The sequence below is a fragment of the Cytobacillus sp. GQ23 genome (genome assembly GCF_059758675.1).
Genome location: NZ_JCAXER010000007.1, coordinates 20,172 through 34,829, shown reverse-complemented (window position 1 = coordinate 34,829; position 14,658 = coordinate 20,172). Strand labels below are relative to the sequence as shown.

Genomic DNA, 14,658 nt, shown 5'->3' with positions numbered 1-14,658 from the left:
ACCTTATATCTGTTAATATCAACAATTACTTCACGTCTTTTTCGTAGGCTTTACTATGTCCGAACATAAGAAAACCCTCGATACCAATGGTATCAAGGGTTGGGGTTGATAGTATTAATACATGCTCAAGTACTGCTCGCGCTCCCATGGATGCACTTGCGTACGGAACATATCCCATTCGATTTCTTTCGCTTCAATGAAGTGTTCGAAAATGTGGTCTCCAAGAGCAGAAACAATTACTTCATCTCTCTTTAGTTCTTCAAGAGCTGCAGCCAATGTAGGCGGCAGATCCTTGATTCCCTCTTCCTCGCGCTCTTCTTTTGTCATCACATAGATATTGCGATCCACTGGAGCTGGAGGAGTCATTTTATTTTTGATACCGTCCAGGCCAGCTTTTAATAATACGGCCATCGCAAGGTATGGGTTCGCTGCTGGGTCAACGCTGCGCACCTCAACACGTGTACTTACTCCGCGGGAAGCAGGAATACGGATGAGAGGTGAACGGTTTTGAGCAGACCAGGCAACATAGCAAGGTGCTTCATAGCCTGGAACCAGACGCTTGTATGAGTTAACGATAGGGTTGGTCACTGCTGTAAATGCAGTTGCATGATTCACAATTCCAGCAATAAAGTGGCGGGCATCATCACTTAGCTGAAGGTCACCGGTTTCATTGAAGAATGCATTTTTGCCATCCTTGAATAGTGAAACATTGCAGTGCATTCCGGATCCGCTGACACCGAATAAAGGCTTCGGCATGAATGTCGCATGTAAACCGTGCTTGCGGGCAATTGTTTTTACAACAAGCTTGAATGTTTGAATTTGGTCACAAGCTGTTAAAGCATCAGCATATTTGAAGTCAATTTCGTGCTGCCCAGGCGCAACTTCATGGTGGGAAGCTTCAATTTCAAAGCCCATTTCTTCCAGCTCAAGTACGATATCACGGCGGCAGTTTTCCCCAAGATCAGTTGGAGCAAGGTCGAAGTATCCGCCATTGTCATTCAATTCAAGAGTTGGTTCTCCTGCTTGGTCAAGCTTAAAAAGGAAGAACTCCGGTTCAGGTCCTAAGTTAAAATCAGTATATCCAAGGTCTTCCATTTCTTTAAGGATGCGTTTTAGGTTGCTTCGCGGATCGCCAAGGAATGGAGTGCCATCCGGATTATAGATATCACAGATTAGACGTGCTACTTTACCTTTTTCCGCAGTCCAAGGGAATACTACCCAAGTATCAAGGTCTGGATATAGATTCATGTCTGATTCTTCAATGCGGACGAATCCTTCAATTGAAGATCCATCAAACATCATTTTGTTATCAAGCGCTTTTTCAAGCTGGCTAATTGGAATTTCCACGTTCTTAATTGTTCCAAGGATATCCGTAAACTGTAAACGGACAAATTTCACATTCTCCTCTTCTGCAATACGTTTAATATCTTCTTTAGTAAACTTGGCCACTGGTAGTTCCTCCCTTAAATTTACATAAGTGATTTATTTTTTGCTCTGTTGGTGCTTGCAAGAGATCCAAGACATTATCAACGAGCTTAAAAACGGAATTTTTAATGGAAAAAGCGGTGCATGTTGCCCTGACGGGATGAAGAACGATTAAAACGTCCTGCCTGCACAATTTCCTTGCGAAGAAGTTTCCGGATTTCTTCATCCGAAAGATCGCGCCTCGCTTTTTCAGATTGCTTATTCATCGTTTCAGTTAGAGCTTGCTGTTCTTTAACGAAAAATAGCTGCTTGATCCCGGCCATATTTACGCCTTGATCTATTAAATCTTTGATTTCCAAAAGGACATCGATGTCATTTAAGGAAAAAAGCCTTCTATTTCCGTCAGTTCTTGCTGGAGAAATCAATTGGTGTTCTTCATAGTAGCGAATCTGCCTGGCAGTCAGGTCAGTCAGCTGCATGACAGTACCAATTGGGAAAAGCGGCATGGAACGTCGAATCTCGCTTCCAGTCAACTATTTCTCCCCCTTTTCAATTACTTCTTGATCTTATTATATGTAATGTAAGAAAATATGTCAATCATATGTTAGGTTTTATGACATGATTTTTTCAAAAAATTTTTGCCTTTCATATTTTCATATAATTCTCAGTTAAGCAAAAGAAAGGGACAACTGACTAAGCAGCTGTCCCTCTTATATTTACCTAATTTATTTGAACTAAACCCTTTTCCAGCAATTGGTTTAGCGCAATGCATACAGCCATTTTTACATGCGAATAAGTAAGACCGCCCTGTACATAGGCTACGTAGGGAGGCCTGATCGGACCGTCTGCAGTCAGCTCAATGCTTGCACCCTGGATAAAAGTGCCGGCTGCCATGATGACATCATCTTCATATCCCGGCATGTATGCAGGGTAGGCTGTTACATGGGAATTAACCGGTGATGCAAACTGAATCGCCTGGCAAAAGGCAACCATTTTTTCTTTATCATCGAATTGGACAGATTGGATTAAATCAGTTCTTTTACGGTCCCATTTTGGATTGGAGTTCATTCCAAGCTTTTCAAGCAGAGCTGCTGTAAAAACCGCCCCTTTCAGTGCCTGGCCGACAACGTGCGGAGCAAGAAAAAAACCCTGATACATTTCCTGAAGGCTATATAGGGACGCACCCGCTTCTGCACCAATTCCCGGGGAAGTCATCCTGTAAGAGCAGGCTTCCACCCATTTTTTCCTTCCGACAATATATCCGCCAGTCTTTGCAATGCCGCCGCCAGGATTCTTAATCAGCGACCCGGCCATCAAATCTGCCCCAACATGGCACGGCTCTCTGTCCTCTACAAACTCCCCATAACAATTGTCAACAAAAATAACCGCATCCGGCTTAATTTCCTTTACAAACTTAATCATTTCTTCAATTTGTTCAATTGTGAAAGATGGTCTTGTTGCGTATCCTTTAGAGCGCTGAATGCCGATCATTTTCGTGCTGGGCTTGATGGCTTTTTCAATTGCAGGATAATTTATGCCCCCATCTTCATTCAGCGGGATGCTATTGTATCCAATCCCGAACTCTTTCAGCGAGCCGTTGCCTGTTCCCCGAATTCCCACGATTTCTTCAAGTGTGTCATACGGCTTGCCTGTTATGTACAGCAATTCATCACCCGGCCGCAATACGCCAAAGAGTGCAATGGAAATGGCATGGGTGCCTGATATAATCTGAGGGCGCACTAATCCGGCCTCACCGCCGAATACTTCTGCATATATGTTTTCCAATGTATCCCTGCCGATGTCATCATAACCGTAGCCGGTTGATGGCATAAAATGAGAATCGCTGACTTTGAAATTTTGAAAGCTCTTCAATACCCGGAATTGGTTCTCATCAATCCGCTCTTCAATGTTCTTAAATACCCCTGAAATTTGCTGCTCCACTTCTTTTACTATCGGCTGCAGCTTTTCTCCTTGTGATAACTGTTGAAACATGTTGTTCTCCTAACTATACAGTATATTTCGTTAAAGGCCCTGAAATTTGATGGTCTTCGAGATAATAACCCTTGCATATATAGAGTTCTTTGTCTTCATTAAAAGTTAATTCCCTCAGGATGGTTTCATTCTTAAGCTGTGACAGCAGTTTTCCTTCTGTCGACGGCACTTCAACATGGTAAGGCTTCATCATCCCCAGGATTATCTGCTCAATTTTCCTTTTCAGCTCATTTCGGTCATTTTCTTCAAAAGCGCTGATCTGAATCGTTTCTGTCCTGGCGGTCGGGACAAAATCAGGATGCCTAAGATCTCTCTTATTATATACCGTCAGCTGCGGTATTTTATCGTTTTCCAAATCTTCTATTAGTTTATTGACTGTCTGCTCATGCTGGTAATAATCCGGATTGGACATATCGACTACATGGAGAAGGAGATCTGCTTCCTTTACTTCTTCCAGGGTGGACCGGAAAGCCGCAATCAATGTAGTCGGCAAATCCTGAATAAATCCGACTGTATCAGTCACAAGTGTAATGAACCCGCTTGGCAAAATCAGCTTGCGGGTCATTGGGTCAAGTGTGGCAAACAGTTGATTCTCTTCATAAGAGTCAGCTTCAGACAACCTGTTGAAAATTGTGGACTTCCCAGCGTTTGTATAGCCGACAAGTGCAATTTGGAATGCTTTGTTTTTCTTTCTCCGTTCACGGTATCTATCCCGGTGCTGCACGATAACGGAAAGCTGGGTCTTAATATCATCAATACGGCGGCGGATATGCCGGCGGTCTGATTCCAGCTTGGTCTCACCCGGTCCCCTTGTTCCAATTCCCCCTCCAAGTCTTGAAAGCTGGATACCCTGACCTGAAAGGCGGGGCAGCAAATACTGCAATTGGGCTAATTCAACCTGCAGTTTCCCTTCTTTAGAGCGCGCCCTCTGAGCAAAAATATCTAATATCAGCTGTGTCCGGTCAATGATCCGTGCATCCAGCTCTGCAGATAGGTTTCTAACCTGGCTTGGTGAAAGCTCATCGTTAAAAATGATAAGATCTGCTTCCATTTCTTCCTGAAGAGCAGCCAGTTCCTCCACTTTTCCTTTTCCTATATATGTAGATGGATGAACCCGGTCCCTTTTTTGCGTAACCATAGCTAAAACTTTACCATTGGCAGTCTCGGTTAAGGATTCCAATTCTTCCATTGAATATTCAAACCGCTGATCATCTTCTTCAGTATGACAGCCGACAAGAATGACTTTTTCATAATCTGGCTTATTTTCCAACCAGCATCCCTCTTTCAAATTCTTATTTTAATTGATCATATCAAAAAACATGGTCAAATACTAATTTTCTCCGCTAGCCAAAGGCTTTGAACCTTTCAATTAAAATGCAAAAAAAGGTTGTAATTCTTCTTTTCCATGTTAAAATCATATTGTTTGGAAAGAATTGACGTTTGTAATTAATTTGGACAAAAATAGATTTAGAGATTTGCATCATGAGGAGAAATGGCATATGACATGGGAAGTTTTAAGTATGATTGGCACTATTGCCTTTGCTGTCAGCGGTGCAATTGTAGCCATGGAAGAAGAATATGACATTCTGGGCGTTTATATACTCGGGATTGTTACTGCTTTTGGCGGCGGGGCCATCCGAAACCTGCTAATAGGCGTTCCTGTCTCCGCCCTTTGGGAACAGGGGTTATTTTTCCAAATTGCCCTTCTATCCATCACAGCAGTAATGCTGTTCCCTAACAACCTGCTCAAACACTGGCAAAAATGGGGCAATTTCACTGACGCAATCGGGTTATCCGCGTTTGCCATCCAAGGAGCCCTTTACGCAACGGAAATGAATCATCCTTTAAGCGCTGTTATTGTAGCAGCTGTATTGACCGGAAGCGGCGGGGGAATAGTCCGCGATCTTCTTGCAAGAAGAAAACCGCTGGTATTGCGATCTGAAATTTATGCTGTCTGGGCAATCCTTTGCGGTTTCGCAGTAGGACTCGACATCGCTTCAGAGCCGTTTGAACTTTATACTTTGTTTATTATCATTACCGCTTTGCGGGTTTTATCTTACACATATAATTGGAAGCTGCCCGTTAAGAGACTGGGGACAAAGGCATCGGCGTAAGCCGGTGCTTTTCATATTGAAGAAGGCTATCTCTTAATTAAAAAGACCTGCTCAATCCTGAGCAGGCCACTTATTATTGCTTTACATTCGCCATAATCGTGTTAGGATCAAAGCCAATGACCCATTTTCCATTCACATAAACTTGAGGCACTCCCATTTGTCCGGTGGTTTCAACCAGTTTTTGTGCCTCCCTCTGGTCATTTTGGACATTAACCTCTTTATACTCCAGCCCCTGCTGATCCAGGAAATTCTTAACCATCGTACAGTACGGACAAGTATTCGTAGTATAAACCGTAATTTCATTCATTTTACATTCCTCCTCCAGTAAAAAACAATGCCAATGTGTCTTGACACTGCCTTTTAATTACAATATCCCCTTAATCGGTTTCTTGAAACACCAAATCATTGCTCCTGATGGTCATTAAATCATGTTTGTCATAGCTATTTTGCAGTAACAGGCGCATGGCCTGTGCCCTGATAGATTTTTCAAGGATGTTTCTGATATAACGCCCGTTCGAAAAGCTGTTTGGGCTTAAATTGTTTTTTACAAAGTGCAAGTGCTCCCTCAGCTTCTTTTCGGATTCGTGACTTAAAGTATACTCCCTTTCCTTTAGCATCCTCTGACCAATTTCCATCAGCTGCTCTATCGAGTAATCAGGGAAGTCAATAACAAGGGGAAAACGGGAATGAAGCCCCGGGTTCAAGGTCAGGAAATGATTCATTTCTCTGGAATAGCCTGCAAGAATCAGTATAAATTCATGCTGCCGATCCTCCATATGCTTGACGAGAGTGTCAATGGCTTCCTTTCCAAAATCTTTCTCTCCCCCTCTGCCTAACGAGTATGCTTCGTCGATAAACAGAATTCCGCCTATCGCTTTTTTAACCAGATCCCTTGTTTTTTGGGCTGTATGTCCAATGTATTCACCGACAAGGTCGGCCCGCTCCGCTTCAATCAAATGTCCTTTTGACAGCACATTCATTTTTTGAAAAAGCTTGCCTATTAAACGGGCAACAGTTGTTTTACCTGTACCGGGATTCCCTTTGAACATCATATGCAATGCTTGCTTTCCAGCTTTGAGGCCGGCCTCTTCCCGCTTCTTATTCACATAAATCCAGGCATAAATCTCCTTGATCATTTTCTTCATTTCTTCCATTCCCACAAGAGCGCCAAGTTCTTCTTCAATTTCTTTGAGAGCTGTATGCTCAGCCGGAATGACTTTTGGAGCCGCTTGGGATTCGGGAAGCTCTTTTGTGTATGTTTTACGCTTTTGTGAATTGAGAACGATGCTGATCTGTCCGTTATTTTTCAAGCGAATCGGCTGGTCCAAAAGCTATCACCTCACATTCTTAGCACAGTATACGCACAGAAGTATTTGTTGTGACAAAAGCCTATATGATCCCCGAGTATACGGTAATTAGGCTAAAATGCGACAAAGTCCCGCCCTTTTCAACAAGAATCAATGCAGGAGTGTCAGTTCATGCGGTTTCCCGAGAAATAACGGGTTTTTCTCCGCTTTTGGAGTATGCGGAGAACAGGCATTTACAGCCAGTACATGGGGAACAAGCCCGCCAATTGTCTTCCCCTCATATCCGCATAAATTCTCATATCTATATGTATTCAGCCATCATCCATTTCATTAAAAATATTTGTCTTTGCATAAGAAAATAGCCCGCTTCAGTCGAAGCGGGCTTTTCTTGCAGTTATATTATTGCTGGTTTTCCATATCCAGCTGAACATTGCGCTGTGGAACGAAGGTAGAAATGGCATGCTTATAAACAAGCTGCTGTTTCCCTTCTGATTCGAATAATACTGTAAAATTATCAAAGCCTTTAATTTGGCCTCTAATCTGGAATCCATTCAACAAAAATACAGTACAATTAATATTATCCTTGCGAAGCTGATTGAGTACCTGGTCTTGAATATTGATTGCTGATTTCATTATAATCCTCCTCTTTTATCTCTATCATTATGTATTCGATTTTATTTTCAGCTTTCCTTCAATATGAGCAGAAATTTCAGCGAATTTTTTTTCAAACTCATGAGGGTCGGCTGTATCGGACATATCAAACCATTCCACATTCATCTTGTTTCGAAACCATGTTAGCTGCCTTTTTGCATATCTTCTTGAATTTTGCTTAAGATTTTCAACCGCATCCTCCAGTGAGACATGCCCATTAAAGTATTCATACAGCTCTTTATACCCGATGGCCTGTATGGACTGGCAATCTTTTAAGTCCTGATCATACAGGGCTCTCACCTCTTCCAGCAAGCCTTCCTGCATCATGATCTCGACTCTCTGGTTAATGCGGTCATATAAAGTTTCCCGATTCATCGTTAACCCAATCAGCGCCGCATCATAAAGAAGAGCCGGATCCTGTTGCTCCTGATACTGGGACATCTTTTTTCCTGTGCAATGGTAAATTTCCAGCGCCCTGATCACTCTGCGAATGTTATTGGGGTGAATTTTTTCCGCGCTTTCAGGGTCTATGTCCAAAAGCTCCTTATAAAGTTCTGTGTTCCCTTCCCTTTCGGCGCGCTTCTCCAATGTTTTCCTAAATTCCTCATTTGAAGGCGCATCAGAAAATTGGTAATCATAAATAACAGATTGAATATACAATCCCGTCCCCCCAACAATCATTGGAAGTTTGCCGCGAGAAGTAATCTCTGTGATTTTGCTTCGGACCAGTTCCTGAAATTCGGCTGCCGAAAATGGATCTTCAGGATTTTTGATATCGATGAGATGATGCGGAATCCCGGCCATTTCTTCTTCTTTAATTTTGGCCGTGCCGATATCCATGCTTTTATATATCTGCATTGAATCTCCGCTAATGACTTCCGCATTAAATCTTTTTGCCAGAAGAATGCTCATTTTTGTTTTACCAACAGCTGTAGGGCCAATCAGCACCGCAAGCTTTTCTTTTTCACTCATCTGTTCACTGCCTTTACTGCCATCTTAATTTAATCCTACCATATAGCAGGAAAATTTTTCAGGTATCATCTTACCATTCTTTTCATAAAAACAGAACATTTATGCATTATAAACAAGTTTTCTCTTTCCTATTCGACAATTTTCCTAAAATTTTCTTATAAAATTACATTTTATTAACGATTCCATAACAAATAAAGGCTAACCCCCAAAATCATGTTAATTTATTAGAAGGTTATATTGTGACAATATAAATTTGAAAATAGGTGAAGAATTCATGTTAAATACATCTGAAATTGGAATAGACTTAGGAACTGCTAATATTCTTGTATACAGCAAAACAAAAGGCATTATCCTCAATGAACCTTCAGTAGTAGCAATTGATACAGAAACGAAAAAAGTGTTAGCTGTTGGTAAAGAAGCAAAAGAGATGATCGGAAAAACACCAGGCCGCATCGTTGCCATCCGTCCGCTAAAAGACGGGGTTATTGCCGACTATGACACAACAACTGAAATGCTTCGCCAGGTTATGCGAAAAGCATCGAAATCAGTTGGATTTGCCATCAGAAAGCCAAATGTCGTTGTATGTACGCCATCTGGTTCAACCAGTGTTGAAAGAAGAGCCATCCAAGATGCTGTACGCAATGCTGGAGCGAAGAAAGTCCATTTGATTGAAGAGCCTGTAGCAGCAGCAATTGGTTCAGGCATGCCTGTTGATGAGCCTGTTGCCAACGTGGTTGTTGATATTGGCGGGGGTTCAACTGAAGTGGCAATCATTTCATTTGGCGGTGTTGTTGCCTGCAATTCAATCCGGATTGGCGGAGACAGACTTGACGATGACATTATTCAATATGTCCGTAAAGAGTACAATGTACTTATAGGAGAAAGAACAGCCGAGCATATTAAAATGGAAATCGGCTACGCTCTGATTGATCATGAAGAACTGACAATGGAAGTGCGCGGCCGCGACCTCGTTACCGGCCTGCCTAAGACTATTACATTGTCATCCTATGAAATCCGCGATGCTATTAAAGAATCATTGCTTCATATTCTCGAAGCAATCCGTGCAACCCTAGAGGACAGCCCGGCTGAACTTAGCGGAGACATCGTAGACCGCGGTGTAATCCTTTCTGGAGGCGGTGCCCTTTTAAATGGCATGCAGGAATGGCTTTCACATGAAATTGTGGTGCCTGTTCACCTTGCCCCAAGCCCGCTTGAATCAGTAGCAGTTGGAACAGGAAAAGCCCTTAAATTTATTGATAAGCTGCATACGGCAGTAAGATAAGCAGTAAAAAAGCATCTACTTTGTAAAGTGGATGCTTTTCTTTTATTAGTTAAGAGCGGCAATTTGATATTTATACGTAAAAACGAATTTAATCGGAGATATTCAGGTTTTTAAGATAATAATTATGCGATTGAAGACATCTAGTTTACATAATATAATTATCGTTTATAACTAAATAGACGCCGAACCAATCTGGTTCAGCGTCTATTTTCTACATTACCCTCTTAAACATTTTCTCCATCTCATAAATAGAGTAATGAATGATGATTGGCCGTCCATGCGGGCATGTGAACGGATCAGAGGACCTTCTCAATTCATCAAGCAGCGCCTGAATTTCATCATTGCGCAGATGATGATTCGCCTTAATGGAAGCCTTACAGCTCATCATAATGGCAGCTTCCTCTCGCAGCTTTTTAATATCTACTCTCTTCATAGCTAAGAGCTGTTCAATCATATCCTCGATGATTTCCTGTTCTTCGCCTTTAGGCAGCCATTGCGGGTGGGAGCGTACGATAAAACTGTTATGTCCGAACGGCTCTAAAAACACTCCCACTTTTTCAAGTTCACTTTTGTATTCATCTATTTTTATATAATCATCAGTTGAGTATTCAAATGTCAGCGGAAGGAGCATCTCTTGCAATTCGCTTTCAACCTGTCCGACCTTCTCCCTGAAATACTCGTACTTAATCCGCTCCTGTGCAGCATGCTGGTCAATGATATAAAGGCCCCGGTCATTCTGTGCAAAAATATACGTTCCATGCATTTGTCCGATTGGATAAAGCGGGGGCACCCGCGATGGCTCCTCAATTGTGGGCGTCTCTGCAAAAAATTGACCCAGCCCGGCAGCTCTTGGCTCTTCCGGCTGGAATAAATGCTGATCTTCATCAGATGATTTTTCAGCTGAATTGCTTAAACCAATAGAAGGAGCACCCTGCTTTTCAGCTGTTTCTTCTCCTGACGGCTCAGCATAATGGCTTTGTTTAAATTGGGGAACTGCATCTATCGGATATTGCCGGACAACCTCCTCCCTCGTTTCCCGGACAAAGGAGGAAGGCTTATTTTCCTGCTGCTCCGGCAAATGATCCAGTTCTAGAGCAGTCTGTTCCGATTTGGGCTTTAGGCTCTTCGGCTGTGTAAATCCGGAAGGAATCAGTTCCTCTTTCTTAAATGCATTTTTTAAAGCACCAGATACCAAATCATTTAATTCATGCTCCTTGCTTAAGCGTACCTCCATTTTCGAAGGATGGACGTTAACATCGACAAGGAGCGGATCCATTTCTATATTCAGCAGGACAATCGGGTAGCGTCCAATTGGCAGCAAGGTATGATATCCATCTTGAATGGCTTTGGCCAATGAGTAATTTTTGATAAAGCGGCCGTTAATCATGGTAGAAATGTAGTTTCTTGACGCTCTTGTAATCTCCGGCAGTGCCGCATACCCGCTGATCTTAAAATCCAGTGAGCTTGCTTCAATCCGCACCATCTTTTTCACGATATTAATCCCATAAATAGCTGCCAGGACCTGCCGGACATCCCCGTTTCCGTTCGTCTGCAGAAGCTTCCGCTCATTGTGGATCAGGCGGATGGCCACCTCCGGATGGGCAAGCGCCAGCCTGTTAACCACATCTGTAATATTGCCAAGCTCTGTGTGAATCGTTTTCATATACTTGAGCCGAGCCGGTGTATTGAAAAATAAATCTGTTACAGTGAGGTCTGTCCCTTTTCTGCCGGGTGCCTTTTCCATCACGTCCACTTTTCCGCCTTCAATGACTACGCGTGTGCCGGCATCGCCTGTGGAAGTTTTCATCTCAATTCTGGAAACCGACGCAATACTGGGCAATGCCTCGCCGCGGAACCCGAGCGTGCGGATGCGGAAAAGGTCATTTTCGTCTTTTATTTTGCTGGTAGCATGGCGATGAAAGGCACTCAGAACATCATCTTCCTCAATGCCATCACCATTATCAATAATACGAATTTTAGCCAGCCCTGCTTCTTCCACTTCAATTTCAATAATCGTGCTTCCGGCATCAATTGAGTTCTCCATCAGTTCCTTTACCACTGATGCAGGCCGCTCCACCACCTCGCCGGCAGCAATCTTATTTGAAAGAGAATCATCAAGCTGAATGATTTTCCCCATCTCGTCACCCCCTATTTATTAATTCTTAAGTTTCTTATGCAGCTCATATAATGTATTTAATGCCTGCATTGGCGTCATATCCAAGATATCCAGCGCTCTGACTTTATCAAGGAACTTCTTTTCTTTAGAGCTTGTTACAGGTTTCTTTAGATCTTCAGAATCCTCAAAGAAGGATAATTGGGCTTGTGGCTCTGCAATATTTTCTGCAGCAGTAACCTCTTTTTTCACGGGATGAGTGTCGTTTGATTCCAGCCCTGTTAAAATTTCATTTGCCCTTACAATCAGTTCATTCGGCAGCTCTGCAAGCTGGGCCACATGGATACCATAACTTTTATCTGCTGCTCCTTCCTTAATTTTATGAAGGAACACGACCCGGCCATTTTGCTCGACTGCGCTGACATGGATATTTTTCACTTTTTGGAGTTCTTCTTCAAGCACGGTTAATTCATGGTAGTGAGTGGAAAACAAAGTTTTCGCACCAATCCGGTTGTGTATATATTCAATGATTGCCTGTGCCAATGCCATTCCATCATAAGTGGATGTTCCCCGCCCGATTTCATCAAATAAAATTAAGCTATTCTGAGTGGCATTCACAATTGCATTTCTCGCTTCGAGCATCTCTACCATGAAGGTACTCTGCCCCGAAATAAGGTCATCAGCAGCTCCAATTCTCGTAAATACCTGGTCGAAAATAGGAAGCACTGCTTCATCAGCGGGCACATAGCATCCGATTTGGGCTAAAATTGCTGTAAGTGCAATTTGACGCATATACGTACTTTTACCGGACATATTCGGTCCTGTAATCAGCAGCATTTCCCTGTCCGCATCCATATGACAATCGTTTGGCACATATTCCTGTGCGTTCAGCACCTTTTCAACGACTGGATGACGGCCGTCTTTAATATAAACCCGTCTTTCATTTGAAAAGCTTGGTTTTGTATAATGTCTCTGTTCGCTGACAGCGGCGAAGCATTGAAGAACATCCAGCTCACTAACCGTTTTCGCCAGCTTTTGCAATCTGGGTATATATTCTTTTACGTATTCGCGGACATTAGTAAATAATTCATACTCAAGCTCCACACACTTCTCCTGTGCTTCCAGTATGAGTGCCTCTTTTTCCTTCAATTCCGGTGTAATAAATCGTTCCGCATTCGTAAGGGTCTGCTTGCGCTCATATTGCCCTTCCTGAAGAAGGTGCAGATTGGCTCGGGTTACTTCGATATAATAGCCAAACACACGATTAAAACCGATTTTCAAAGATTTAATGCCTGTTTTTTCACGTTCCTGCTTCTCAAGCAGGGCAATCCAGGTCTTGCCGTTGCGGCTGGCATCACGATATTTATCCAGCTCTTCATGATAGCCGTCCTGAATAATGTTTCCATCCTTCAAAGACAGCGGCGGATTTTCCATTATGGCACTTTCCAATGTATCTGTTACTTCCTCACAGGCATCCAGGCGCTCAGCTAGCCTTAATGCTTCATCATTTGGAAGCTTTGAAACCATTTCTTTTAAAATGGGTATCTGCTGAAGCGACTTCTTAAGCTGCACCAGGTCACGGGCATTCACATTTCCAAAAGCAACTCGTCCTGCAAGCCGTTCCAGATCATAAACTTCCTTCAGCTTTTCCCGGATTTCTTCGCGTTCAAAGAAAGAACCTATCAGCGTTTCAACCAATGAATGGCGACGCTTGATTTCCTGTTCATCGATAAGCGGCCTGTCGATCCATTGCTTTAATAGACGCCCTCCCATGGCCGTCTTTGTTTCATCAAGAAGCCACAATAGCGAGCCCTTCTTGCCTTTGCTGCGGATGGTCTCTGTGAGCTCCAGATTCTTTTTCGAAAAATAATCGATTTTCATGTATTGATTTACTTGATAAGTTGCCACTTTTTGCAGATGATCCAGACTTCTTTTCTGCGTGCGGTACAAGTAATTAATCAGCCTGGATGATGTTCTCCTTAGCTTGTCCTGATTTAAATCAGCAAGAAGTCCTTCAAATGAGTCTCGCACTCCGCAATCATCCTCAAATGAAATCGCCATAACAGAGCGTTCTTTCATTCTCCTCTGCCATTCCCCGTCAAAGCCTGATGAGATGACTACCTCTTTAGCTCCTGACATAGACAGCTCATTCAAAACTTCATCAAAACCGCTGCTTAGCATCGTTACCTTCGTCTCACCTGTAGTTAAATCATTGGTGGCAAATCCAAAGGTTTCATCTTCAAAAGCAGAAATTGATGCAATGTAGTTGTTTTCTTTTTCCTGAAGACCTTTGCCTTCCATCATGGTTCCAGGGGTGATCAGCTGAACGACTTCCCGCTTCACAACCCCTTTTGCCTGTCTTGGGTCTTCCGTTTGCTCGCAGATTGCAACTTTGTATCCTTTTTCAATTAATTGCTCAATATAAACCGGTGCAGAATGATATGGCACTCCGCACATGGGAATCCGTTCTTCCGTGCCTCCCTCGCGGCTGGTTAATGTGATTTCAAGCTCTTGTGATGCTTTAAGTGCATCATCAAAAAACATTTCGTAAAAGTCGCCAAGGCGAAAAAATAAAAAGGCATCCTGATATTCTGCCTTTACTCGTAAATATTGCTGTATCATAGGCGTGTAAGCTGCTGCCATAACTTCCTCCAACGATCCATAATCTATTATTTTTATCATTTTTTTAGAAGATTCCTCTAAAAAACGTCTTAATCATTATATCATAGATTATTAGCTGACTCAGATGTGCAATATTTGCCTTGGCTAATTCGTATAGATTATTAAGCCTAAAAAACAGCA

At 42.7% G+C, this 14,658-nt stretch carries 12 protein-coding genes; 2 read left to right on the top strand and 10 right to left on the bottom strand.

Going from position 1 to position 14,658, the window contains the following annotated elements; all coding sequences use genetic code 11:
- Positions 1 to 114 precede the first annotated feature (114 nt).
- The 4 genes from glnA to hflX all read right to left on the bottom strand — a co-directional run bounded on the left by glnA (position 115) and on the right by hflX (position 4,687).
- Complete coding sequence (gene glnA, locus AC6CHU_RS07545) at positions 115 to 1,449, bottom strand: type I glutamate--ammonia ligase (protein ID WP_159867001.1); 1,335 nt, start codon at positions 1,447 to 1,449, stop codon at positions 115 to 117.
- A gap of 101 nt (positions 1,450 to 1,550) precedes the next feature.
- Complete coding sequence (locus AC6CHU_RS07540; protein ID WP_159866998.1) at positions 1,551 to 1,958, bottom strand: MerR family transcriptional regulator; 408 nt, start codon at positions 1,956 to 1,958, stop codon at positions 1,551 to 1,553.
- Between the two features lie 187 nt (positions 1,959 to 2,145).
- Positions 2,146 to 3,417: a methionine gamma-lyase family protein gene (locus AC6CHU_RS07535; protein WP_159866995.1), complete on the bottom strand. Its 1,272-nt coding sequence runs from the start codon at positions 3,415 to 3,417 to the stop codon at positions 2,146 to 2,148.
- A 13-nt stretch (positions 3,418 to 3,430) separates the two neighbouring features.
- Positions 3,431 to 4,687: a GTPase HflX gene (hflX, locus tag AC6CHU_RS07530; protein ID WP_159866992.1), complete on the bottom strand. Its 1,257-nt coding sequence runs from the start codon at positions 4,685 to 4,687 to the stop codon at positions 3,431 to 3,433.
- A 229-nt stretch (positions 4,688 to 4,916) separates the two neighbouring features.
- On the opposite strand from hflX, the gene AC6CHU_RS07525 reads away from it, so the two are divergent.
- Positions 4,917 to 5,531: a trimeric intracellular cation channel family protein gene (locus AC6CHU_RS07525; RefSeq protein ID WP_159866989.1), complete on the top strand. Its 615-nt coding sequence runs from the start codon at positions 4,917 to 4,919 to the stop codon at positions 5,529 to 5,531.
- Positions 5,532 to 5,604: 73 nt separating this feature from the next.
- Here the strand turns inward: AC6CHU_RS07525 and AC6CHU_RS07520 are convergent, their stop codons facing one another.
- The 4 genes from AC6CHU_RS07520 to miaA all read right to left on the bottom strand — a co-directional run bounded on the left by AC6CHU_RS07520 (position 5,605) and on the right by miaA (position 8,461).
- On the bottom strand, positions 5,605 to 5,838 hold the full coding sequence (locus tag AC6CHU_RS07520) for a glutaredoxin family protein (protein WP_159866986.1): 234 nt from the start codon (positions 5,836 to 5,838) through the stop codon (positions 5,605 to 5,607).
- A 70-nt stretch (positions 5,839 to 5,908) separates the two neighbouring features.
- On the bottom strand, positions 5,909 to 6,859 hold the full coding sequence (gene spoVK, locus AC6CHU_RS07515; protein ID WP_159866983.1) for a stage V sporulation protein K: 951 nt from the start codon (positions 6,857 to 6,859) through the stop codon (positions 5,909 to 5,911).
- 378 nt (positions 6,860 to 7,237) lie between these two features.
- Positions 7,238 to 7,471: an RNA chaperone Hfq gene (gene hfq / locus AC6CHU_RS07510; RefSeq protein ID WP_009330585.1), complete on the bottom strand. Its 234-nt coding sequence runs from the start codon at positions 7,469 to 7,471 to the stop codon at positions 7,238 to 7,240.
- Positions 7,472 to 7,498: 27 nt separating this feature from the next.
- Entirely contained in the window at positions 7,499 to 8,461 is a 963-nt protein-coding gene (gene miaA / locus AC6CHU_RS07505) for a tRNA (adenosine(37)-N6)-dimethylallyltransferase MiaA (protein WP_159862746.1), read from the bottom strand.
- Between the two features lie 274 nt (positions 8,462 to 8,735).
- Between miaA and mreBH the strand changes: the two genes are divergently transcribed.
- On the top strand, positions 8,736 to 9,743 hold the full coding sequence (gene mreBH / locus AC6CHU_RS07500) for a rod-share determining protein MreBH (RefSeq protein ID WP_251282847.1): 1,008 nt from the start codon (positions 8,736 to 8,738) through the stop codon (positions 9,741 to 9,743).
- 211 nt (positions 9,744 to 9,954) lie between these two features.
- Here the strand turns inward: mreBH and mutL are convergent, their stop codons facing one another.
- Positions 9,955 to 11,880, bottom strand: a complete 1,926-nt coding sequence (gene mutL / locus AC6CHU_RS07495) for a DNA mismatch repair endonuclease MutL (RefSeq protein ID WP_159862744.1) — start codon at positions 11,878 to 11,880, stop codon at positions 9,955 to 9,957.
- Between the two features lie 18 nt (positions 11,881 to 11,898).
- A complete protein-coding gene (gene mutS, locus AC6CHU_RS07490) occupies positions 11,899 to 14,499 on the bottom strand; it encodes a DNA mismatch repair protein MutS (protein ID WP_159862743.1) in 2,601 nt (866 codons plus the stop codon).
- Positions 14,500 to 14,658 lie beyond the last annotated feature (159 nt).

Bases quoted from the DNA above. Each gene is read 5' to 3' on its own strand.
- mutS (WP_159862743.1), bottom strand. From the start codon at position 14,499: ATGGCAGCAGCTTACACGCCTATGATACAGCAATATTTACGAGTAAAG.
- hfq (WP_009330585.1), bottom strand. From the start codon at position 7,471: ATGAAATCAGCAATCAATATTCAAGACCAGGTACTCAATCAGCTTCGC.
- AC6CHU_RS07535 (WP_159866995.1), bottom strand. From the start codon at position 3,417: ATGTTTCAACAGTTATCACAAGGAGAAAAGCTGCAGCCGATAGTAAAA.
- AC6CHU_RS07520 (WP_159866986.1), bottom strand. From the start codon at position 5,838: ATGAATGAAATTACGGTTTATACTACGAATACTTGTCCGTACTGTACG.
- mutL (WP_159862744.1), bottom strand. From the start codon at position 11,880: ATGGGGAAAATCATTCAGCTTGATGATTCTCTTTCAAATAAGATTGCT.
- miaA (WP_159862746.1), bottom strand. From the start codon at position 8,461: ATGAGTGAAAAAGAAAAGCTTGCGGTGCTGATTGGCCCTACAGCTGTT.
- AC6CHU_RS07525 (WP_159866989.1), top strand. From the start codon at position 4,917: ATGACATGGGAAGTTTTAAGTATGATTGGCACTATTGCCTTTGCTGTC.
- mreBH (WP_251282847.1), top strand. From the start codon at position 8,736: ATGTTAAATACATCTGAAATTGGAATAGACTTAGGAACTGCTAATATT.